General features: G+C 62.2%; 25 protein-coding genes. 22 read left to right on the top strand and 3 right to left on the bottom strand.

What is annotated here, in order from left to right; genetic code table 11:
- Nucleotides 1–14: 14 nt before the first annotated feature.
- From K6N12_RS19480 to K6N12_RS19415, 14 genes are all read left to right on the top strand, one after another.
- Nucleotides 15–1202, top strand: coding sequence for a glycine C-acetyltransferase (locus K6N12_RS19480; RefSeq protein WP_097628155.1), 1188 nt, complete (start codon nucleotides 15–17; stop codon nucleotides 1200–1202).
- A 292-nt stretch (nucleotides 1203–1494) separates the two neighbouring features.
- Nucleotides 1495–2532, top strand: coding sequence for an L-threonine 3-dehydrogenase (tdh, locus tag K6N12_RS19475; RefSeq protein ID WP_097628156.1), 1038 nt, complete (start codon nucleotides 1495–1497; stop codon nucleotides 2530–2532).
- Nucleotides 2533–2542: 10 nt separating this feature from the next.
- Nucleotides 2543–2890 (top strand): GFA family protein, encoded by a 348-nt coding sequence (locus K6N12_RS19470; protein WP_003593175.1) that lies wholly within the window; start codon nucleotides 2543–2545, stop codon nucleotides 2888–2890.
- A 469-nt stretch (nucleotides 2891–3359) separates the two neighbouring features.
- A complete protein-coding gene (gene rpoD / locus K6N12_RS19465) occupies nucleotides 3360–5417 on the top strand; it encodes an RNA polymerase sigma factor RpoD (protein WP_097628157.1) in 2058 nt (685 codons plus the stop codon).
- A gap of 242 nt (nucleotides 5418–5659) precedes the next feature.
- Complete coding sequence (locus K6N12_RS19460; protein ID WP_097628310.1) at nucleotides 5660–5953, top strand: GYD domain-containing protein; 294 nt, start codon at nucleotides 5660–5662, stop codon at nucleotides 5951–5953.
- Nucleotides 5954–6132: 179 nt separating this feature from the next.
- A complete protein-coding gene (locus tag K6N12_RS19455; protein WP_097628158.1) occupies nucleotides 6133–6870 on the top strand; it encodes a DUF930 domain-containing protein in 738 nt (245 codons plus the stop codon).
- A 36-nt stretch (nucleotides 6871–6906) separates the two neighbouring features.
- Complete coding sequence (locus K6N12_RS19450; RefSeq protein ID WP_183777661.1) at nucleotides 6907–8004, top strand: DUF930 domain-containing protein; 1098 nt, start codon at nucleotides 6907–6909, stop codon at nucleotides 8002–8004.
- A 103-nt stretch (nucleotides 8005–8107) separates the two neighbouring features.
- A complete protein-coding gene (locus tag K6N12_RS19445) occupies nucleotides 8108–8269 on the top strand; it encodes a hypothetical protein (protein WP_003565364.1) in 162 nt (53 codons plus the stop codon).
- Nucleotides 8266–9051: an APH(3')-II family aminoglycoside O-phosphotransferase gene (locus tag K6N12_RS19440; protein ID WP_097628160.1), complete on the top strand. Its 786-nt coding sequence runs from the start codon at nucleotides 8266–8268 to the stop codon at nucleotides 9049–9051. Before K6N12_RS19445 ends, K6N12_RS19440 begins: the two co-directional genes overlap by 4 nt.
- Nucleotides 9052–9110: 59 nt before the next feature.
- A complete protein-coding gene (locus K6N12_RS19435) occupies nucleotides 9111–9917 on the top strand; it encodes an AraC family transcriptional regulator (protein ID WP_097628161.1) in 807 nt (268 codons plus the stop codon).
- Between the two features lie 78 nt (nucleotides 9918–9995).
- The gene (locus K6N12_RS19430; RefSeq protein ID WP_097628162.1) at nucleotides 9996–10895 is read left to right on the top strand and encodes a DMT family transporter; all 900 of its coding nucleotides are present in this window, start codon (nucleotides 9996–9998) and stop codon (nucleotides 10893–10895) included.
- Nucleotides 10896–10898: 3 nt separating this feature from the next.
- Nucleotides 10899–11591, top strand: coding sequence for a B3/B4 domain-containing protein (locus K6N12_RS19425; RefSeq protein ID WP_097628163.1), 693 nt, complete (start codon nucleotides 10899–10901; stop codon nucleotides 11589–11591).
- A gap of 82 nt (nucleotides 11592–11673) precedes the next feature.
- On the top strand, nucleotides 11674–12072 hold the full coding sequence (locus tag K6N12_RS19420; protein WP_097628164.1) for a DUF427 domain-containing protein: 399 nt from the start codon (nucleotides 11674–11676) through the stop codon (nucleotides 12070–12072).
- Between the two features lie 79 nt (nucleotides 12073–12151).
- Nucleotides 12152–12385: a DUF6894 family protein gene (locus K6N12_RS19415; RefSeq protein ID WP_097628165.1), complete on the top strand. Its 234-nt coding sequence runs from the start codon at nucleotides 12152–12154 to the stop codon at nucleotides 12383–12385.
- 210 nt (nucleotides 12386–12595) lie between these two features.
- Here the strand turns inward: K6N12_RS19415 and K6N12_RS19410 are convergent, their stop codons facing one another.
- Nucleotides 12596–12841: a DUF6894 family protein gene (locus K6N12_RS19410; RefSeq protein WP_097628166.1), complete on the bottom strand. Its 246-nt coding sequence runs from the start codon at nucleotides 12839–12841 to the stop codon at nucleotides 12596–12598.
- A gap of 129 nt (nucleotides 12842–12970) precedes the next feature.
- Between K6N12_RS19410 and K6N12_RS19405 the strand changes: the two genes are divergently transcribed.
- Nucleotides 12971–13690, top strand: coding sequence for a Crp/Fnr family transcriptional regulator (locus tag K6N12_RS19405; RefSeq protein ID WP_222148940.1), 720 nt, complete (start codon nucleotides 12971–12973; stop codon nucleotides 13688–13690).
- A gap of 79 nt (nucleotides 13691–13769) precedes the next feature.
- A complete protein-coding gene (locus K6N12_RS19400) occupies nucleotides 13770–14702 on the top strand; it encodes a LysR family transcriptional regulator (protein ID WP_097628168.1) in 933 nt (310 codons plus the stop codon).
- 240 nt (nucleotides 14703–14942) lie between these two features.
- Here K6N12_RS19400 and K6N12_RS19395 read toward each other — a convergent pair whose 3' ends face one another.
- Nucleotides 14943–15869 carry an NADP-dependent oxidoreductase gene (locus K6N12_RS19395; protein ID WP_097628169.1) on the bottom strand — a complete coding sequence of 309 codons (927 nt, stop codon included), beginning with the start codon at nucleotides 15867–15869 and terminating at the stop codon, nucleotides 14943–14945.
- Nucleotides 15869–16336: an ester cyclase gene (locus K6N12_RS19390; RefSeq protein WP_097628170.1), complete on the bottom strand. Its 468-nt coding sequence runs from the start codon at nucleotides 16334–16336 to the stop codon at nucleotides 15869–15871. Before K6N12_RS19390 ends, K6N12_RS19395 begins: the two co-directional genes overlap by 1 nt.
- 237 nt (nucleotides 16337–16573) lie before the next feature.
- Between K6N12_RS19390 and K6N12_RS19385 the strand changes: the two genes are divergently transcribed.
- The 6 genes from K6N12_RS19385 to K6N12_RS19360 all read left to right on the top strand — a co-directional run bounded on the left by K6N12_RS19385 (nucleotide 16574) and on the right by K6N12_RS19360 (nucleotide 20362).
- Nucleotides 16574–17794 carry an MFS transporter gene (locus K6N12_RS19385; RefSeq protein ID WP_097628171.1) on the top strand — a complete coding sequence of 407 codons (1221 nt, stop codon included), beginning with the start codon at nucleotides 16574–16576 and terminating at the stop codon, nucleotides 17792–17794.
- A 74-nt stretch (nucleotides 17795–17868) separates the two neighbouring features.
- Nucleotides 17869–18465 carry a DUF922 domain-containing Zn-dependent protease gene (locus tag K6N12_RS19380; RefSeq protein ID WP_097628172.1) on the top strand — a complete coding sequence of 199 codons (597 nt, stop codon included), beginning with the start codon at nucleotides 17869–17871 and terminating at the stop codon, nucleotides 18463–18465.
- An 86-nt stretch (nucleotides 18466–18551) separates the two neighbouring features.
- Complete coding sequence (locus K6N12_RS19375) at nucleotides 18552–18905, top strand: DUF1428 domain-containing protein (RefSeq protein ID WP_012558435.1); 354 nt, start codon at nucleotides 18552–18554, stop codon at nucleotides 18903–18905.
- Nucleotides 18906–18978: 73 nt separating this feature from the next.
- On the top strand, nucleotides 18979–19401 hold the full coding sequence (locus K6N12_RS19370; protein WP_097628173.1) for a secondary thiamine-phosphate synthase enzyme YjbQ: 423 nt from the start codon (nucleotides 18979–18981) through the stop codon (nucleotides 19399–19401).
- A gap of 153 nt (nucleotides 19402–19554) precedes the next feature.
- Nucleotides 19555–19860, top strand: coding sequence for a hypothetical protein (locus K6N12_RS19365; RefSeq protein WP_064839834.1), 306 nt, complete (start codon nucleotides 19555–19557; stop codon nucleotides 19858–19860).
- A 142-nt stretch (nucleotides 19861–20002) separates the two neighbouring features.
- Nucleotides 20003–20362: a hypothetical protein gene (locus K6N12_RS19360; protein WP_097628311.1), complete on the top strand. Its 360-nt coding sequence runs from the start codon at nucleotides 20003–20005 to the stop codon at nucleotides 20360–20362.
- Nucleotides 20363–20392 lie beyond the last annotated feature (30 nt).

The following is a 20392-nucleotide window of genomic DNA, read 5'->3' as shown; positions in this document are numbered from 1 at the left end:
AGGAAGGGCCGCCCATGACCTCGCCATTTCTCTCCCATCTCAGGGCCGAAATTTCGGCGCTGAAGGATGCCGGCCTCTATAAATCCGAGCGGGTGATCAGCTCCAAGCAGGCAGGCGAAATTGCCATTTCGACCGGCGAGCGCGTGCTGAATTTCTGCGCTAACAATTATCTCGGCCTTGCTGACAATGAGGAACTGGCCGAGGCCGGCAAGCAGGCGCTCGACCGCTACGGTTACGGCATGGCTTCGGTGCGCTTCATCTGCGGCACGCAGGAGGAGCACAAGCAGCTCGAAGCGCGCATTTCCTCTTTCCTCGGCATGGAGGATACGATCCTCTATTCCTCCTGCTTCGACGCCAATGGCGGACTTTTCGAAACGCTGCTCTCGGAGGAAGACGCGATCATCTCGGACGCGCTGAACCACGCCTCGATTATCGACGGCGTCAGGCTTTCGAAGGCCAAGCGCTTCCGCTACGCCAACAACGATATGGCAGCACTCGAAGAGGAATTGAAGAAGGCCGAAGGCAGCCGCTTCAAGCTTATCGCCACCGACGGCGTCTTCTCGATGGATGGCATCATCGCCAATCTCAGCGGCGTCTGCGATCTCGCCGAGAAATACGGCGCCATGGTCATGGTCGATGACAGCCATGCGGTCGGCTTCGTCGGCAGGAACGGCCGCGGCTCGCCCGAACATTGCGGCGTCGAGGGCCGGATCGACATCATCACCGGCACCCTCGGCAAGGCGCTCGGCGGCGCCTCGGGCGGTTATACCTCGGCAAAGGCGGAGGTCGTCGAATGGCTGCGGCAGCGCTCGCGGCCCTATCTGTTCTCCAATACGCTGGCGCCGGTCATCGCCGCCGCCTCGCTGAAGGTGTTCGACCTCATCGAAAATGGTGACGCCTTGCGCCAACGCCTGTCCGACAATGCCGATCTCTTCCGCGGCGAGATGACGAAGCTGGGATTCACGCTCGCCGGCAAAGGCCATCCGATCATCCCGGTCATGCTCGGCGACGCCAAGCTTGCCCAGGACATGGCGGGGCTGATGCTGAAGAAGGGCATTTACGTCATCGGCTTTTCCTTCCCGGTCGTGCCGAAAGGCCAGGCCCGCATCCGCACGCAGATGTCGGCGGCGCATTCGAGGCGGGATGTCGAGCGGGCGATTGCGGCCTTTGCCGAGGCAGGGCGGGAATTGGGTGTGATTTGAGAATGAGGCGTTGCTTCTTAGCTTGACGTGAGACCGGCGCGGCTTGCTCCCTCTTCTCCCCATCGGGAGTCCGAAGGACGGGTTGAGACCCGTGGCGCAACCCCGGTCGGTGGCCCGAAGGGTCGGATGAGGGGGCGGAGCGAAGCGACGTTTCGAGCGTTGAGCGAGAAGCAATATTGGATTTGATGGCCTGCCGAGCCGCCCCCTCATCCGCCCTACGGGCACCTTCTCCCCGCTGGGGAGAAGAGGGAGTCGCAAGGTCCGGCACCAGAACAAGGGCGGGATATAGTCGATGTCGAACATGATGAAGGCACTGGTCAAATCGAAAGCAGAAGTCGGGCTCTGGATGGAGAATGTGCCGGTGCCGGAGGTCGGGCCGAACGACGTGCTGATCCGGGTGAGGAAATCGGCGATCTGCGGCACCGACGTCCATATCTGGAACTGGGACCAGTGGGCGCAGAAGACTATTCCCGTGCCGATGGTCGTCGGCCATGAATTCTCCGGCGAGATCGCCGAGATCGGTTCGGCGGTCACCCGCTACCATGTCGGCGAGCGGGTTTCCGGCGAGGGGCATATCGTCTGCGGCAAGTGCCGCAACTGCCGGGCGGGCAGGGGGCATCTCTGCCGCAACACGCTCGGCGTCGGCGTCAACCGGCCGGGTTCGTTCGGCGAGTTCGTCTGCATCCCCGAAAGCAATGTCGTGGCGATCCCGGAGGATATTTCCGATGAGATTGCCGCCATCTTCGATCCGTTCGGCAATGCCGTGCACACCGCACTCTCCTTCGATCTGGTCGGCGAGGACGTGCTCGTCACCGGCGCCGGGCCGATCGGCATCATGGGGGCGCTCGTCGCTAAACGCTCCGGCGCCCGCAAGGTCGTCATCACCGATATCAATCCGCACCGGCTGGACTTGGCACGCAAACTGGGGATCGACCATGTCGTCGACGCGTCGCGCGAAAATCTGGCCGACGTGATGAAGACGATCGGCATGACGGAGGGTTTCGATGTCGGGCTCGAGATGTCGGGGGCAGCACCCGCCTTCCGCGACATGATCGATAAGATGAACAATGGCGGCAAGATCGCCATTCTCGGCATTGCGCCGGCCGGTTTCGAGATCGACTGGAACAAGGTGATCTTCAAGATGCTCAATCTCAAGGGCATCTATGGCCGCGAGATGTTCGAGACCTGGTACAAGATGATCGCCTTCGTCCAGGGCGGCCTTGACCTTGCGCCGATCATAACCCATCGCATCGGCATCGACGATTTCCGCGACGGCTTCGAGGCGATGCGGTCGGGCAACTCCGGCAAGGTCGTAATGGATTGGATGTGAGGAGAAAGACATGCTCTATGAAGGAAGCTGCCACTGCGGCAAGGTCGCATTCGAGGTCGAAGGCGAATTTACCGAGGCGCTGGACTGCAATTGTTCGCTCTGCCGCCGGCGAGGCGGGCTTCTCGCCTTCGTGCCGCGCGACAAGCTGGTGCTGAAGACGCCTGAAGAGGATCTCTCGACCTATACTTTCAACAGGCATGTCATCCGGCATCACTTCTGCGCCAAGTGCGGCATCGCGCCGTTTGGCGAGGGGGTAGGCCCGAATGGCGCGGCCATGGCCTCGGTCAATCTGCGCTGCATTCCCGCGGTCGATCTCGGCGCGCTGAAGGTGACGGCCTATGACGGCGAGGCAAAGTAGCCGATATTTGTCCCGACAAAGGCGAATAGACCAACGATAGGACCGCAAAAATGCCGCGAACAACTGGCATGGCGGCCAATATCCATGCTGCCCTTGTCTTTTGTTCGCCGCATCTTAAATAAGGGTTCGCAATCGCTGCCGCGGTTCAAAGCCTGTGGATAAGGCTTTTTCCGATCTTTCGTGAGCTTTTTTTGTAGAAAAGCTTGACGAGAACAAAAAATGTGGGAATCACCGTTCGACTTGTTGAAACGGTGAACTGGGTCAAGGCGGATCGCGCAACCATGGCCGGAAATCCAAAAGCAAAAAAGCTTTGCTGTCCGGTGCCGGCGATCGTGGTTAATCAGGCTTTAAATGTCATCCCGTTAGGTGGGCAAAGGTGATTCTAGGGCGGCGCGAGCGACGTGTCAGGCCCTGAGACGGCCCATTCACCGTAGCGAGATTGGATAGCGTCAGGAAGGCGACGATATAAATGGCAACCAAGGTCAAAGAGAACGAAGACGCGGAAGTCGAACGCGACGGCGCAAGCGACGGCCCTCTTCTCGATCTTTCCGACGACGCGGTCAAGAAGATGATCAAAGCCGCCAAGAAGCGCGGCTATGTGACGATGGACGAGCTCAACGCTGTCCTGCCGTCCGAAGAAGTGACGTCCGAGCAGATCGAAGACACGATGTCGATGCTGTCGGACATGGGCATCAACGTCATAGAGGATGAAGAAGCCGAGGAAGCCGGTGCTTCCGGCGGCGGCGATGACGACGATGCCGGCGGCGACGAGGAGAGCGAAGGCGGCGAACTCGCGCCTTCGAGCGGTACCGCGCTCGCAACCGCCAAGAAGAAAGAACCGACCGACCGTACCGATGACCCGGTGCGCATGTATCTGCGCGAGATGGGCTCGGTGGAGCTTCTTTCCCGCGAGGGCGAAATCGCCATCGCCAAGCGCATCGAGGCCGGCCGCGAAACGATGATCGCTGGCCTCTGCGAGAGCCCGCTGACCTTCCAGGCGATCATCATCTGGCGCGATGAACTCAACGAAGGCACGACGCTGCTGCGCGAGATCATCGATCTCGAAACCACTTATTCCGGTCCTGAAGCCAAGGCCGCGCCGCAGTTCCAGAGCCCCGAGAAGATCGAGGCCGACCGCAAGGCCGCCGAGGAAAAGGAAAAGACCCGCCGCGCCCGCTCCGGCGACGACGACATCACCGATGTCGGCGGCGAGGGCCTGCCTCCCGAGGAGGAGGAAGAGGACGAGGACGAATCCAACCTTTCGCTGGCGGCGATGGAAGCCGAGCTTCGCCCGCAGGTGATGGAGACGCTGGATACGATCGCTGAGACCTACAAGAAGCTGCGCAAGCTGCAGGACCAGCAGGTCGAGCAGCGCCTGTCGGCTTCCGGCACGCTGTCGACCGCACAGGAGCGCCGCTACAAGGAGCTCAAGGATGAGCTCATCAAGGCCGTCAAGTCTCTGTCGTTGAACCAGAACCGCATCGACGCCCTGGTCGAGCAGCTTTACGACATCAACAAGCGCCTCGTTTCCAACGAGGGCCGCCTGCTGCGTCTGGCCGAATCCTACGGTGTCAAGCGCGATAGCTTCCTGGAGCAGTATCAGGGCGCCGAGCTCGATCCGAACTGGATGAAGTCGATCGGCAATCTGGCCGCCCGCGGCTGGAAGGAATTCGCCCGCGGCGAAAACACGACGATCCGCGACATCCGCCAGGAGATCCAGAATCTGGCGACCGAGACCGGCATTTCGATTTCGGAATTCCGCCGCATCGTCCACATGGTGCAGAAGGGCGAGCGCGAAGCGCGCATCGCCAAGAAGGAAATGGTCGAAGCGAACCTTCGCCTCGTCATCTCCATCGCCAAGAAATACACGAACCGCGGCCTGCAGTTCCTCGACCTCATTCAGGAAGGCAATATCGGCCTGATGAAGGCGGTCGACAAGTTCGAATATCGCCGCGGCTATAAGTTCTCGACCTATGCGACCTGGTGGATCCGTCAGGCGATCACCCGTTCGATCGCCGACCAGGCCCGCACGATCCGCATTCCGGTGCACATGATCGAGACGATCAACAAGATCGTTCGTACCTCGCGCCAGATGCTGCACGAGATCGGCCGCGAGCCGACGCCGGAAGAACTGGCGGAAAAGCTCGCCATGCCGCTCGAAAAGGTCCGCAAGGTCCTGAAGATCGCCAAGGAGCCGATCTCGCTCGAAACGCCGGTCGGCGACGAAGAGGATTCGCATCTCGGGGATTTCATCGAGGACAAGAACGCGCTGCTGCCGATCGACGCCGCCATCCAGGCGAACCTGCGCGAAACAACGACCCGTGTTCTCGCCTCGCTGACGCCGCGCGAGGAACGTGTGCTCCGCATGCGCTTCGGCATCGGCATGAACACCGACCATACGCTCGAAGAAGTCGGCCAGCAGTTCTCGGTCACCCGCGAACGTATCCGCCAGATCGAGGCAAAGGCGCTGCGCAAGCTGAAACATCCGAGCCGCTCCAGAAAGCTGCGCTCGTTCCTCGACAGCTAAGGGGCGACAAGAACTCTACGATTGCGAAAGCCGGGCTTCATGTCCGGCTTTTGCTTTCGATCTTTGCGCCACTGCCGCACACTTTTGGGCGACACGCCTAATACCAATGATCCCGGTGGCTTTCTTGTCGCTCGGTGGTGACAAGATTATAGTCCGGCGACGGGGGAAGAAATCGATCGCGATGCGCGAGCGAGGACCGACGCATGCCCGTGTCGGGCGAATCCTCCGATGGGAGGTGCGAAGTGACCACTTACATTGTGCTGATCAACTGGACGGACCAAGGTGTGCGCAACGTTCGCGACTCATCAAAACGGCTGGATGCGGCGAAGAAACTGCTCGGCGACATGGGCGGCTCGTTCAGCCAGTTCTTTCTGACGATGGGCGGCCACGACATGGTGGCTGTCTGCGAAGCGCCTGACGATGCCGTCATGGCGCGGTTTGGCCTCTCGCTGGCGATGGGCGGCAATGTCCGCACCCAGACACTGAAGGCATTCCCGGAAGCCGCCTATCGGGAGATCATCGGCTCGCTCGGGTAGCCGGAAACGGAGATCGTCGAACTTGAAGGTTGCAGAGCTTCGGCTGTGCTGGCAGTGTCTCGCCGTGCTTCAATTTCCGCGGCAGGGCTCCTGGCCCGATTATTCCGGCAAGTTCCATGATGAAAGCGCGCCTCAGTTTCATGATCTCCGCCGATCCTCCGACAGCGGCTTCCTGACCGATGGAGCTGACGGCCGGCAAATGGGATGACGGAATCCAGTGGGGCGCGGCAGCGTCCTTCGCCTTGCATGCCGCAGCGATCCTGGCGCTCCTGCTGCTGTTGCCGAAGGCCGAGCCGCCGCTGCCATTGCCGGATGACGGTCTCTCGGTGGAGATCGTTCCGCAGCCGGTGGGGCCACCAATCATGCCCGAGCCGGCCAGGGCGCCATCGCCAGAGCCGGCAAAGCCAGAAGCCGTAGCGCCCCAAGCCCAAAGGCCTGCGCCGGTTGTCGATAGTGCACCTGCCGCAGCAATGCCGTCGGTGACGCCAATCGCTCCACTGGTGCCAAAGCCGGCTGAATTCGTTGCGGCAAGCCGGCTGTTTTCCGACAAGGTGCTGGCCGATCCGCGCAGCCGGGGCGCCCGCGAAGCGTTGCGCGGCCTTGCCGGCAGCGAGCGCAATCTGCAGCTTTGCGACCTCGAGGCGCTGGAACAAGTCCGCCGCGCCCGGCCGGATATGCGGCCTGACACGCTCGCTGCCTATGCGATGGCGCCGGAGAAGGTCGGCGGCAACAGCGTCGAGGTGAGGGGCGGCGCCTTCCGCAGCAAGGGCAAGTGGTACAACATCCAGTTCAAATGCGGGCTCCACGCCGGATCCGGCAAGGTCATGTCCTTCGCCTTTTTCGTCGGCGATGCCATTCCGCAGGGTGAATGGCAGGCGCACGATCTGGTGGCCGATGACGGGGCGGCCGACCAATGACGCCAATCGCTGTTGCGATCACGCGGTTTTTTTCTTTTGTGGCTTGATGCTGCCGGTTTTAAAGGCCACATCGCTGCTGTGACTGAAGAAGACGTGGCACCAGCGGAAACGCAGCACGAAACGGGAAAACAGCGGCCTGAAATCCGCTGGGGCATCGGTGCGTCCGTACTTCTGCATATCCCCCTTGTCGCGCTTCTGATCTTCGGGCTGCCGAAGATCGAGCCGAAGCCTGCCGAAGAGGAGAGCGTGAAGGTCGAACTCGTTCCGCCGCCGGAGGAGAAGAAGCCGGAGCCCAAAGAGGAAAAACCGCCGGAGCCGAAGCCGCAGGAACAGGCGAAGAAGCAACCGCCGCCTCCGCCACCACCGCCTCCGCCCCCGCCGCCGCAGGCTAAGAAAGCTCCCGTGCAAGCGAAGCCGATGCCGACCCTGCGCCCGGTCATCGAGTTTGGCGACAAGAATAGTGGCCCGGAAAAGTCGCTGACGGGAAATTCTTCTCAGGGTGAAATTAAACCTGCAGCGAACTCGCCGCAGCAGGATATCGAACCGCAGCAGGCGCCGACAAAGACGGCGGCCGAAAAGCCTAAAACCGAGGAGCCTCCATCAAAACCAGTGCCGGATGATGTGAAGCTTCCTGAGGTTGCGACGGCAGAGGTTTCGCCGGAGCGTGATGGGCCGCGGACAGACGTGTCTGGCGACGCCAATACGACGATCGAGCAGGCCAAACCGTCTGAAGAAAAGACCACCGCGACGCCGAAAGTGATTACTAAAAACAGCGATCTACCCAAGGCAAAAACGCTGTTTTCACAGACGAACGATGGCAGTTCATTTGCGCAAACTGCGATCAATGGCCTTCCACGTAAAAATCGAGTGGCCACGCTTTGCGCCACCGAGCTTCAGGCCCAACTTATTCACGGTTCGCCGCGTTATTTCCCCATCTCATTGCCCAGTTTTGGATTGCGAGCCGGCAGCATTCTTAACGTCGACGATGCGGCCTTTAGCACAGCCAAAGGCTGGTACCACGTTCGTTTCAGGTGCGAGTTGGATGAGGGAGCGACGAAAGTTGTGTCGTTTGCCCACGAAGTTGGCGGGTTGATCCCCCGCAGTCAGTATGCGAAGTACGATATTCTTGACTAGTCCTCGCGATGGGCTTTCGTCTCATCGGCAACAAGCCACACGCAAGGAACCGCATCTAGCCTCTCCTCATGGCCGTGATGATACGGTGAGAGAGGACAATGATATGTCGAACGAGATCGAGCGTTTTCTTGAGCGTCAGGATGAAGCCGTGAGCGCGCTGTTCCTGGAACACAAGGGTGACGAGCTGACCGATATTCTGGTGGCGGCTCTGGAAGAGGCGTTCGAGATTCTGCTCGAAGCGGCGCCCGCCGAAACGCTGCATTGACATTTTCCAAAACATTGCCGGCAGCGCTTGCCGAGCGGCTGTCCGGCTACCGGTTCGAACGCGATACGCTCGGCCGTTCCACCGCGAGCGTCTTCCGGCTGGAAGGCGAGGGGCAGCCGGTCCTCTATCTGAAGGTCGAGGCAGCGGGGCCGTTCGGCGAGCTTGCCGATGAAGCCGCCCGGCTTGACTGGCTGAAGACCGCCGGCTTGCCGTGTCCCGAAGTGATCGGCCGGGAAAGCCACGGCGGGCGCAACTGGCTGCTGATCGGCGCGCTGCCGGGCAATGATCTTGCCAGTGCATCGGCGCTGACGCCGCTGGCGCGGGTCGAATTGCTGGCTGCGGCGCTTCTCGAGTTACATCGTCTGCCGATCACATCCTGCCCCTTCGATCACCGGCGGGAGAAACGCATGGCGGTAGCCAAAGCGCGGATGCAGGCCGGTAGTGTCGACGAGACCGATTTCGACGAGACGCGGCTTGGGAAAAGTGCCGAGACGCTGTTTGCCGAACTCGAAACCAGAAGGCCGGGCCGCGAAGACCTCGTCGTCACCCATGGCGATGCCTGCCTGCCGAATTTCATCGCCTCCGAGGACGGGTTCTCCGGCTATATCGATTGCAGCCGGCTCGGCGTCGCCGACCGCTATCAGGATATCGCGCTCGCCTGCCGCAGCATCGCCTCTAATTTCGGCGAGGCGCTGGTGCAGCCCTTCCTCGATCGTTACGGCATGCCGGCCGCGGATCCTGTGAGGCTCGACTATTATCGGCTGCTCGACGAATTCTTCTAGCCGTTGCGCCATCTCCATCCGGCTGGCAGAGTGGCCGCAATCGAACCTGCGGACAGACGATGGCGAAGAACCAGTTCAGGATGCTGCGCTCGGCGCTATCAGGCGTCGAAGCGGTGGAGGCGGAAACGCGTCACAGTTTCTCCAGGCACACGCATGAGCAGTTCGGCATCGGCCTCGTCTCATCAGGGGCGCAGAAATCGCTGAGCGGCCGCGGCATGGTCGAGGCTGCGGCCGGCGATATCATCACGGTCAATCCGAACGAGGTGCATGACGGGGCGCCGATCGGCGATGGGCGATCGTGGCGCATCCTCTATTTCGATCCCGAGATCGTCGCCGGCCTGTCGCGAGAGATCGGCGAGGGTGGGCCAGGGCGGCAGGAAATCCCCCATCCCGTCATCCGCAACAGGGCGATCGCCGCCCGCTTCGAAATATTGTTTGGCGCGGTGACCGAGAGCGGGTCGGGATATGGGCTGTTGCGCGAGCAATTGCTGCTGCAGCTTGTGGCCGACGTCATGCGGGAGCGCGGCGGCAGCGACGAGCGGCCGCCGGTGCCGGCGTCGATCCGCGCGGCCCGGGATCTGATCGACGACGATCCGCTTGCCGCCGTCTCGCTCGCCGATCTCGCCGGCGAAAGCGGGCTCAGCCGCTTCCAGGTGCTGCGCGGTTTTGCCAGGGCGACGGGCCTGACACCGCATGCCTATCTCGTCCAGGCCCGCATCCATATCGCCCGGCGGCTGATCGCTCAGGGCATGCCGCTTGCCGAAGCCGCCTTCGCCAGCGGCTTTGCCGACCAGAGCCACATGACGCGGGTCTTCGTGCGCAAATACGGCCTGTCGCCGCGGCTCTATGCCGGCGCCTTTCTCTAAAGTCCCGGCGCCTGCAATTTCGTTCAAGACCGCGAGACGCCCCTGTTGTTTCCTCGGCGTTCCAACAGGAGGCGTTGAATGTCGAGGCAGGTTCAAGGGTATGTCTATCTGGCGCTGGCGATGCTGACGGTGGGCAGCACCGTCATCGCAAGCAAGCTCATCGCATCGGGCCTGCCGCCATTTACCGCCACCGCCCTGCGCTTCGCGCTGGCTTTTCCGGTCTTGCTGGTGCTGATGCGGGCAAGCGGCGTCCGGCTGCCGAAGCTTTCCAGGCACGATCGCCTGATTCTCGTCGTTCAGGCGGGCGCCGGCAGCGTCGGTTATACGACGCTGCTGATCTCAGGCCTCAGCCTCAGTTCGGCCGCCGATGCCGGCGTGGTCATCGGCACGCTGCCGGTGGTCTCGGCGGGTATTTCCATCCTGCTGCTGCGCGAAAGGCCTGGGCGCGGCCTGCTCCTTGCCGTGGCGCTTGCAACGGCGGGCGTGCTTTCGATCGCCGTCACGCCGGGTGCGGCCGGCGGGTCGCTCGCCGGCAATCTGCTGATCTTCTGCGCCGTCGTCTGCGAGGGGCTGTTCATCCTGCTGAACAAAAGACTGAAGGCGGACATTCCGCCGCTTGCCCAGTCGACGCTGATGGCCGGCATCGGCTTTGTCGTCGCCGTCATCCCGGCGGCTTTCGCGGCGCCTGTCACACCGGATATACCTGCAAGCGCCATCATTGCCGTCGTCTATTATGCGCTGGTGCCGACCGTCGGCGGCTTCCTGCTCTGGTATGCGGGAGCGGCCAGGGTGAGCGGCACGGAAGCTGCGCTCTTCACCGCAGTCGCTCCGGTCTGCGCCGTCATGCTGGCTTTCCTGATCCTCGGCGAACCGATCGGGCTCAACCAGATCGCCGGCATCGCCTGCGTGCTGGCGGCCGTGCTCGGGCTTGCCTTTGCCGGCAGCCGGGCGGCAATGAATATATCCAGAGGGAGATAGGCCATGCAGTTTCGTCATTCCGATGCGATATGGCAGGCGTTTCCGGAGCTTCGCGCCGGCGCGCTCCATGTCGACGCTATCCATGCGGATGCCGATGTCGAGAAGGCGATTGCCAGTTTCAGCACGATTGCCGAGGGCCGGCTGGCCGCCGCGCAGGAGGGCGAATTTCCTGAAATCCAGGCGTGGCGGCGCGGCTTTTCGCGCATGGGGCTGAAGCCGACGCAATATCGCTCAGCTTCCGAGGCGCTGTTGCGCCGCTTCCGCCAGGAGCATGGCCTGCCGAACCTGCATCCGCTCGTCGATCTCTGCAATGCGATTTCGCTCGCCTTCGCCATTCCAATCGCCGTCTTCGACGCCGAACAGATTGCCGGCGATCTCGAGGTTCGGCGCGCCGGCGGCCACGAGACCTATCTGACCTTCGGCGGCGAAATCGAGCATCCGGAAGTAAACGAGGTGATCTTTGCCGACGGTGAAGACAGGGCGCATGCGCGGCGCTGGACCAACCGGCAGAGCGGGCTTTCGGCGGTGCGGCAACAGACGCGCTCAGTGCTGATCGTCGCCGAGGCGCTGCACGCTACTGCCGGCGAGGATATCGGCAGGCTGGTCGCAACGCTTTCGGAGGCGCTGGCGCATCACTGGGCGGTTCAGCCGAAAACCGCCATGCTGAGCCTGGCATCGCCGCGTTTCGAATTCTAATGCATGTCGTCCGGATAGGTCTTGGGCCGGCGGCATGCCCGACCTATCTCAGTCAGATCGATATCTCATGGAGACGAACCTCATGTCAGACAAATCGATCAAGATCCCGGGCCCGGATCATCCGATCACCGTCGAGCACAATCCCTGCCGCGTCGTCGTCACGCTTGCTGGCAAGGTGATTGCCGATACCCACGATGCGCTGACGCTGCGCGAGGCCTCCTATCCGCCGGTGCAGTATATTCCGCGTCGGGATGTCGACATGGCGCAGCTTCAGCGCACCGACCATGCCAGCCATTGCCCCTATAAGGGGGACGCCGCCTATTACAGCATCATTGCCGGCGGCGAGCGCTCGAAGAATGCCGTCTGGACCTACGAAGCGCCGAATGCCGCCGTCAGCAACATCAAGGACCATCTCGCCTTTTATCCCGACCGCGTCGACGGCATCGAGGAAATGGCGTCTCCGGAAGCCGGCACCTTCTGACCACCGCAGGTGAGACACATCAGCAATCGGGAACATGTGGCCCGCGGGCTCGTTAGACTGATCTAGCGGGGGATGTGTCGTGCCGAAATTCTACTTTCAGCTCCTCGACGGTGATGGCGTCGGGGCGACCGAGACAGGATATGAGTTCGCCTCCATCGAGGCCGCGAAAGCGGAGGCCCGGCGCGTGCTGGCGGAGATGGCCGCCGAAGGTCTGCCGGCAGAACCTTTGAACATGCTGTCGGTGGAACTCTTTGACGAAAGCCGGCGACCGCTTGCGGAGATCCGGCTGATCCTCGAGGAAATACCCAAATAGCCGCAGCCGGCAAGCCGTCTACGATGTTGCTCCAAGCAATGGCGCGACTATGTCAAAGTTAATTGCCGGCTATGAAGGCGGGTCTTAATGCATGTCGCCCGGAAGTGTGTAGCGGTTCCGGGATGACGACATGCATAAAGAGAACTCAATCGTCGCGGCCACCGCGTCGGACTATGCGGAGAAGATCGACGGCAAGCCTTGAATAGCGGCCTATCGCAATACATCGAGCCACTCATTGTTGAAGATGAGGCTGGCAACCGTAACTGGGTCGCCGCTTTCGTTGCGAACGGTGACGGCGATGATGGTGCGATCACCCGCCGGCAGCTCGTCACGGGCCACATCCAGCAGGATGCGGGTCACCTCTTTCGGAATGTCCGCGCGCGATCTGAGCTCGGTGCCGTGCTCATCGCGTGTGGGACCTTCGCCGTTATGTAGATCGAAAAAGTAGCGAGCCATGTTTTTTCCTGTCGTCACAGGGGGAAAGTACAGATGAAGACAATTGTTCCCGAGGCTAGGCATTGATTCTTATAGAAAATACAGGTCGCATCATCATGATCTCCTCTTGTGCTATCGGCGGAAAAGCCCGTGATTGAAGCCCTGCTGCTCAATCTTGGAAGCCGCGACGTGCTTTCCGCCGAGGAGGAGAACCTTCTCAGGTCGATCCTGGTCAAGGACAGGCATTTTGTTGCGGGAGAGGATATCGTCCTCGAAGGCAGCCGCCCGCCCTACAGCACGCTGCTACTCGATGGTTTCGCGGCGCGCTACAAGGTGATGGCCGATGGCAGCCGACAGATCACCGCGCTGCATGTCGCCGGCGATTTCGTCGATCTGCATGCCTTTCCCGTCAAGAAGATGGATCACGGCATCGTTGCTCTGTCGCCCTGTCATGTCGCCTTCGCCGATCATGCCGATCTCAGGGCGATCACCGAGCGCATGCCGCATCTGACGCGGCTGCTCTGGCTCGATACGCTTGTCGATGGCGCCATTCACCGCGAGTGGATCGTCGCCATGGGCCGGCGCTCCAAACGCGCCCATATCGCCCACCTCGTCTGCGAGCTTTTCGTGCGCCTGCAGGTCGTCAAGCGGACGCGCGGCGCCAGCTTCCAGTTTCCGTTGACGCAGATCGAGATGGCCGATGTGCTCGGCGTTTCCGTCGTCCACCTGAACAAGACGCTGCAGGCGCTGAGGCGCGAGGGCGTCTTTACTTGGGAGAACCGGACGATCACCATCGTCGACTGGGAGCGCCTGCAGGAAATCGCCGAATTCGACCCCGCCTATCTGAACATCTTCAAGGAGTCGCGCTAACGCTTTCAGCGACAGGCCTGACGTCACCGGCTCTCGGCATGCTTGCAATCGATAGCGGCGGGCGCCTATCATCCACGCCATGAATAATCTCTCCTCGATCGATCTCAACCTTCTCGTCGCCTTCGATGCGATCATGGCAGAGCGCAGTGTCACAAGGGCCGGCGCCCGCATCGGCCGCACCCAGCCGGCGATGAGTGCGGCGCTCGCCCGGTTGCGGCAGCTTTTCCAGGATGAACTGTTCGTGCGCAGCCCGAACGGGCTGGAGCCGACGCCGCGGGCACTCGATCTCGCTGAGCCGATCGGAAAATCGCTGCGGCATGCGCAGGAGGCGCTGGCCTTCAGCGGCGCCTTCGACCCGCAGTCGTCATCGGCTTCGTTTCGCCTCGGTCTCTCCGAACATCCGGCCTTCGTGCTGCTGCCGAAACTGCTCTCCGCAATCAGGCGGGTCGCGCCGAATGTCAGCGTCGACGTCAAGGGTTTCACCGTCCGCGAACGGGCGGTGGAAATGCTCGATGCCGGCGAGGTCGATGCGGCAATCGGCGTGCCGGTCTCCTCGTCGCCGCGGATCCTTTCGCGGCTGCTTTTCGAGGAGAGCTTCGTTTCGATCGTCCGCGCCGATCACCCAGCGGCAAAGTGCCTCGACCTCGAAACCTTCGTCAGCCTTGACCATCTGCTCGTATCGCCGGAAGGCGATCGTTACGGCCATGTCGACCGAAGGCTTTCGGAACTCGGACTGCGGCGCAGGCTGGGCCTGACGCTGCCGCAAATGTATGCGGCGCCGGCGGTCGTCGCCGAGACCGATCTCGTCGCCACGCTGATGCAGGGGATCGTTGAGGTTTCGGATCATCGCGCCAGGCTGTCCGTCCACAGGCCGCCGATCGAGCTGCCGCCGGTCTCCTTCGCGCTGTCATGGCATCGCCGCAACGATTCTCATGTGGGACAGCAGTGGTTCCGCGCGCTGATCGGTTCCGTTGCGGCGGCGAAGCAGGATCGGCCAGGAGACCCGGACTGATCCTGCTTCTGCGCTAAAGCGCGTCGCGTCAAATTTGATTCATGCGACGCGCTTTAGCTCTTTGTTTTTACGCATGTCGTTGCCGCAAAACCGCTGCACACTTTTGCGCGACATGCTCTAGAACAGGATGATTCTAGGCCCGTTGGCCTAAAATCTGAATCCTCTTCTAAATTAACGAGTTAGATCGTGATGTCTTGAGAAGACCGCGCACACTTTTCGGCATCATGCTCCAGCGGTTGCCTATGGCATCAGCAGCGTCTTGCCGCGAGAACCGCCCTTCGAAAGAGCCCGCAGCGCTTCAGCGGTATCGGCAAGAGCAAACTCCCGGCCAATGACGCTCTGCAGGTGACCATCTGTAACGAGCGCTGCCACTGCGGCGAGGCGGCCCGCATCGCTCTGGTGAAACAGGAATTGCGCATCGATGCCGCGCGCTTTCGCCCCTTCGGTGTCGAAGGGCGCCGACAGACCGACGAGCTTTCCGCCCCGGCGGATGATGCCGAGCGAGCGCTGCAATGTTTCGCCGCCGACCGTATCGATCACGACGTCGACGGACGTCAGCAGGGCGGCGAAGTCCTGGCTGCGGTAATCGACCACCGCCTCGGCGCCGAGCGAGCCGACGAGATCAAGATTGGCCGCAGATGCCGTTGCCGTCACATGCGCTCCGGCACGCCTTGCGAACTGGACGGCAAAGCTGCCGACACCGCCAGCGCCGGCATGGACCAGGACCGATTGACCGGGCTGGACGGTTGCGGCTTCGAACAAAGCCTGCCAGGCGCTGGCCGCAGCCGTCGGCAGACCGGCGAGGCTTTTGAGCGGCAGCGCCGGCGAAACCGGCACGACCAGGCGCGCGGGCACGGCCGCCAGTTCGGCAAAGGCGCCGCCGGCGGCCGGCTCGGTGCGCGCGATCACCCTGTCGCCGGGCTTGACGGTGGCGACCATCCGGCCCGTTGCAACGACCGTGCCGGTGAGATCGGTCCCCAGCACATGAGGGAAGGCGAGGGGAAAGAAATCCTTCAGGTAGCCGGCGATCAGCTTGTTATCCATCGGATTGGCTGCTGCGGCCTCGATACGGATGAGGACATCGTCGAGACCCACCACCGGCTCGGGAATATCGTCGAGGCGGATGTCGCCGATCGCGCCGTAGGCATGGATGCGGACGGCTTTCATCACGCGCGCTCCTGAAGCAGCGGCATCGTCTTTGGCGGCCAGGCGCCGAGCTGATGCAGCATGCCGAACCAGTCTTCGAGATGCCAGGTGTGGGAAATCCTGTCGCCTTCGAAACGGTGGAATTCATGAAGCGCGATTTCGAGTCGGCGGTTCGTCGGCGGAATGCCGAAGAGCGCGCCGCGCTGCGTGCCGACGATGCGGGCGCGAACGCCGGCGCGATCGTTGAGACCGATGACTTCGTCGACCAGGATCTCGACATCAGGCAGGGAATCGATGAAGCCGAGGATGATCGGCTTCAGTCCTGCCGGTCCTGGCCCCTGGCCCGGCGCCAGCGGAATGTCCTGCCAGCCGGGCGTGACGGCTTCGTCGAGAAGATCGGGATTTTTGCGGGTGAATGCGCCGTAGAAGGTTTGAAGCGTTGCATGCTGCCCTGCGGTCAGTGCGCTTGCCGTCGTGTCGATGGTCATGGAAAGCCTCTTGCTTGGGTGACGAGCGAAAGGCTACGGCGCGGGTCTTCATATTGAAAATCGATATCGATTATTTGGGGTCATTCACCGCATGAATGTTGCAGGCTCTGCAATCGCACAATCCGGTGAGAGCGGTTCATTGCGATTGACAATTGGTCCGTTCGGGCAGAACACCGTTTTGATCTTCCCAAACTCCTGCAAAGGCCGGCGCAGCCGCGTCGGCCGGTGACATCGCAAATGGACATACCTCAAGGCCCGCGGAGCGTTCTTCGCCACCCCGGCTATCTGAACTTCGCTGCCTCCCGCGTCTTTTCCTCGCTTGCCTTCCAGTCCATTGGCATCGCCATGGGCTGGATGATCTATGATCAGACGCACAGCGCCTTTGCGCTCGGCCTCGTCGGTCTCTGCCAGTTCCTGCCGATGGCGGCGCTGACCTTCGTCGTCGGCCATGTCGCCGACCGCTTCGACCGGCGGCGCATCGGCCTCATCTGCCAGTTGATCGAGGCGGTGACGGCACTGGTGCTGGCGGTTGCCACCTGGCAGCAATGGCTGACGCCTTCAGGTATCCTTGTCGCCGTCACCGTGCTTGGCGCCGTTGTCGCCTTCGAGCGGCCGACCATGGCGGCGCTGCTGCCGAATATCGTGCCGGCTTCGATGCTGCAGAAGGCGGTCGCCACCTCCACCTCGCTGATGCAGACGGCGCTGATCATCGGCCCCTCGCTCGGTGGCCTGCTCTACGGGCTGAACCCGGTGGCGCCCTTCGCCGTGTCGGCGCTGTTTTTTGCCGCCGCCAGCGTCAACGTCATCTCGATCCGCCTGCAATGGGCGCCCGGCAAGCGCGAGCCGGTGACACTGGCCTCGGTCTTTGCCGGCGTCTCCTTCATCCGCAGCCGGCCGGTGATGCTCGGCACGATCTCGCTCGATCTCTTCGCGGTGCTGCTCGGCGGCGCCACCGCGCTCTTGCCGATGTTTGCCCGCGATATCCTGCATGCCGGCCCTTGGGAGCTCGGCCTTTTGCGCGCCGCACCGGCGATCGGCGCGCTTGCCATGTCGATCGTGCTGGCCCGCTGCCCGCTCGAGAGCAATGTCGGGCGCAAGATGCTTGCCGCCGTCGCCGTGTTCGGCGTCGCCACCATCGTCTTTTCGCTGTCCACCAACATCGCGCTTTCTGTCGCCGCCCTGCTTGTCGTCGGCGCGTCGGATACGGTTAGCGTCGTCGTGCGCAGCTCGCTGGTGCAGCTTCTGACGCCGGATGAGATGCGGGGTCGTGTCAGTGCGGTCAACTCGCTGTTCATCGGCACCTCCAACCAGCTCGGCGAATTCGAATCCGGCATGATGGCGGCAGCACTTGGGCCGGTCGCCACCGGCATTGTCGGCGGGCTCGGCACTGTAATCGTCGTGCTCTTGTGGATGCGGCTCTTCCCCGATCTTACCAAGGTCAAGACGCTGCAGGGCTGATGCATATCTGGTGCGTTGAAAGCAGCAGCGGCTGCCGTTAGGGTCCGCGCAAATCACTATTCGGCGGGGGCCGCGTGACGAAAACTTTTCTATCCTATGTCCTGGCGGCGATTGTCGCCGCAGCACCAGCCGCCGCAGTGGCCGAATGGCAGGCTGTGGAAGAAGTGCGGCCCTATTCGATATCGGGGAAGACCGGCGCCGAACTCTACGAATCGATCGGGGCGCGGGGGCCTGAAGTCGGTGCGGGCCGGGTGATCGCGCATACGACCTTCAAGTTGACCTGGACCCGGAAATACGAAGCGCAAGGCGCCGCCTGCGTGATCACCACCAACAGGCCGAAACTGATCATCACCTATACGCTGCCGAAACCCTCCACGGCGCTGCCGCCGGCCGTCCAGGCCAGTTGGGAGAGCTTCATCGCAGGCGTGCAGGCGCATGAGCGGGTGCACGGTGAGACCATCAAGGAGATGGTCAAGGAAATCGAGACGATGAGCATCGGCCTCACCGTTGCCGACGATCCCGATTGCAAGAAAATCCGCATCGAGTTGACCCGCCGCCTCGGTGAGATCTCTGCAAAGCAGCGCCAGCGCGGCCGCGACTTCGACAAGGTCGAAATGGGCGACGGCGGCAATATCCAGCAGCTCATCCTCAAGCTGGTGAACGGAGCCTGATTACCGCTGCCGGCGCATCATCCCTGGATCTGTCTGGCCGCGCGCCTATCTCTCCCTCCAGCGCGAGATAGATGGAGAAGATGATCGTGTCCTATGTCGACGGTTTCATCGTGGCGGTGCCGAAGGAGAATATCGAGGCCTACAAGAAATTCTCGACATTTGCCGGCACGATCTGGAAGGAATATGGCGCGCTGGAATATGTCGAATGCATCGGCGACGACGTGCCCTATGGCGAGCTCACCTCCTTTCCCCGCGCTGTGCAGGCCAAGGAGGACGAGGTGGTGGTGTTTGCCTGGATCGTCTACCGGTCCCGGCAGCAGCGCGACGATGTCAACGCCAAGGTGATGGCCGATCCGAGGCTCAAGGGCGACCAATGGCAGATGCCCTTCGACGGCAAGCGGATGATCTATGGCGGCTTCGAGACGCTGATCAAACTCTGAACCGATCAAGCATTGACTTGCCTCTTCTGACGAGCCACCTCGCGCCGATAAGATTCCGAGACGGGAGAGCGCCTTGCCACAGACGATCCTGACACTGTCCACACGCGGACAGGGCCTTTACGAATTCACCGATCAGGCAGACGCCTTTGTCAACCGATCAGGGCGGGAGGAGGGGCTTCTCACTGTCTTCGTGCGCCACACTTCCTGCTCGCTGCTGATCCAGGAAAATGCCGATCCCGACGTGCAAACCGATCTGCTTTCCTTCTTCCGCCGCCTCGTGCCGCCGGCCTCTGATCCGTCGATGGGCTGGGTCGTGCATCGCGCCGAAGGGCCGGACGATATGCCGGCGCATATCAAGGCGGCGCTGACGCAGGTCTCGGTCGGCATTCCCGTCGCGCGGGGCCGGCTGATGCTCGGCACTTGGCAGGGCCTCTATCTCTTCGAGCATCGCGACCGCCCGCACCGGCGGGAAATCGTTCTGCATCTTGGCCCGTGAAAGGATTAATCCTTGTGAATGAGAAGTGAATGGTCGGTTCGAACGCCATTCAGTTTACAGCGTTTACTGTCGAGGCAATCCCTAAGGGAGAACCCAAGCATGTCGCGCAATAACGACATGCGTAGAAATAGGACCAATCGACGGAGACGCCCCATGACACATTTCCTCGCCAAGGCCTCGCTTGCCGCATTGCTCGCCCTCTGCACCGTCCCGGCCACGGTCACCACCGCGGCAGCCGCTGGGCCGCAGACGAATTTCGTCGTCGAGGCGCAATATCACCGGCCGATTCGCGGCTGCTCGCCGATGCATGCAGTGCGCAAGGCGCGCGATTTCGGTCTGCGCAGAGCCCAGATCACTCGCATGTCGCCGCGCGTCGTCGTCGTTTCCGGCCGCGACCATCGTGGCTGGGACCGAATGGTCTTCGCCAATGTCCGCGGCTGCCCGCTGATCCGGCGCTGAGGACTGCGCCGGCAGGCGCCGACACGGCGCTTGCCGGCCGCTTTTGCCTTGACGGCGACACGTTCAGCCGCTTCTTCTCTAATCCGTATGGGTGATTCCCAGGCGGCTCGGCCGCACCGACTTTGAAACGAAAGGTTTTTCGATGATGCAGTTTTTGGCAAAGGCGGGTCTTGCCGTCATGCTGACCGCCGGCACCCTTGCCGGCACGGTGGCGCCCGCCGCCGCGCAGTTGAATATCATTATCGGCGATCAGGACCGTGACGCGCCGCGGGACTACCGCCGTCCGGCTCCGGGCTACGATCGCCCGCCGTTGGGCTACGACCGCCGTCCGCGCGGCTGTGATCCGCGGATGGCCGAAGACATGGCCCGCGATTACGGCTTCCGCCGCGCCCGCGTCGTCGACGTCACCCCGCGCCGCGTCATTGTCCAGGGCTGGACGCGTCGCGGCCCCGGCGAGATGAGCTTCGGCAACGTCCGCGGCTGCCCGGCTCTGCGCCGCTGATAAACTAGAATACCGCCTCGTCTCCCCGAT

It is taken from the genome of Rhizobium redzepovicii (assembly GCF_019793435.1).
In the GTDB taxonomy this organism is placed as follows: domain Bacteria; phylum Pseudomonadota; class Alphaproteobacteria; order Rhizobiales; family Rhizobiaceae; genus Rhizobium; species Rhizobium redzepovicii.
Note: the sequence above shows the minus strand (reverse complement) of the source record. Positions and strands in the feature narration are given on the sequence as shown.

What these genes read in the sequence shown, in the direction of transcription:
- K6N12_RS19480 (WP_097628155.1), top strand. Translation starts at nt 15, where the DNA reads ATGACCTCGCCATTTCTCTCCCATCTCAGGGCCGAAATTTCGGCGCTG.
- tdh (WP_097628156.1), top strand. Translation starts at nt 1,495, where the DNA reads ATGTCGAACATGATGAAGGCACTGGTCAAATCGAAAGCAGAAGTCGGG.
- K6N12_RS19470 (WP_003593175.1), top strand. Translation starts at nt 2,543, where the DNA reads ATGCTCTATGAAGGAAGCTGCCACTGCGGCAAGGTCGCATTCGAGGTC.
- rpoD (WP_097628157.1), top strand. Translation starts at nt 3,360, where the DNA reads ATGGCAACCAAGGTCAAAGAGAACGAAGACGCGGAAGTCGAACGCGAC.
- K6N12_RS19455 (WP_097628158.1), top strand. Translation starts at nt 6,133, where the DNA reads ATGGAGCTGACGGCCGGCAAATGGGATGACGGAATCCAGTGGGGCGCG.
- K6N12_RS19445 (WP_003565364.1), top strand. Translation starts at nt 8,108, where the DNA reads ATGTCGAACGAGATCGAGCGTTTTCTTGAGCGTCAGGATGAAGCCGTG.
- K6N12_RS19435 (WP_097628161.1), top strand. Translation starts at nt 9,111, where the DNA reads ATGGCGAAGAACCAGTTCAGGATGCTGCGCTCGGCGCTATCAGGCGTC.
- K6N12_RS19430 (WP_097628162.1), top strand. Translation starts at nt 9,996, where the DNA reads ATGTCGAGGCAGGTTCAAGGGTATGTCTATCTGGCGCTGGCGATGCTG.
- K6N12_RS19425 (WP_097628163.1), top strand. Translation starts at nt 10,899, where the DNA reads ATGCAGTTTCGTCATTCCGATGCGATATGGCAGGCGTTTCCGGAGCTT.
- K6N12_RS19420 (WP_097628164.1), top strand. Translation starts at nt 11,674, where the DNA reads ATGTCAGACAAATCGATCAAGATCCCGGGCCCGGATCATCCGATCACC.
- K6N12_RS19410 (WP_097628166.1), bottom strand. Translation starts at nt 12,841, where the DNA reads ATGGCTCGCTACTTTTTCGATCTACATAACGGCGAAGGTCCCACACGC.
- K6N12_RS19400 (WP_097628168.1), top strand. Translation starts at nt 13,770, where the DNA reads ATGAATAATCTCTCCTCGATCGATCTCAACCTTCTCGTCGCCTTCGAT.
- K6N12_RS19395 (WP_097628169.1), bottom strand. Translation starts at nt 15,869, where the DNA reads ATGAAAGCCGTCCGCATCCATGCCTACGGCGCGATCGGCGACATCCGC.
- K6N12_RS19390 (WP_097628170.1), bottom strand. Translation starts at nt 16,336, where the DNA reads ATGACCATCGACACGACGGCAAGCGCACTGACCGCAGGGCAGCATGCA.
- K6N12_RS19385 (WP_097628171.1), top strand. Translation starts at nt 16,574, where the DNA reads ATGGACATACCTCAAGGCCCGCGGAGCGTTCTTCGCCACCCCGGCTAT.
- K6N12_RS19365 (WP_064839834.1), top strand. Translation starts at nt 19,555, where the DNA reads ATGACACATTTCCTCGCCAAGGCCTCGCTTGCCGCATTGCTCGCCCTC.
- K6N12_RS19360 (WP_097628311.1), top strand. Translation starts at nt 20,003, where the DNA reads ATGATGCAGTTTTTGGCAAAGGCGGGTCTTGCCGTCATGCTGACCGCC.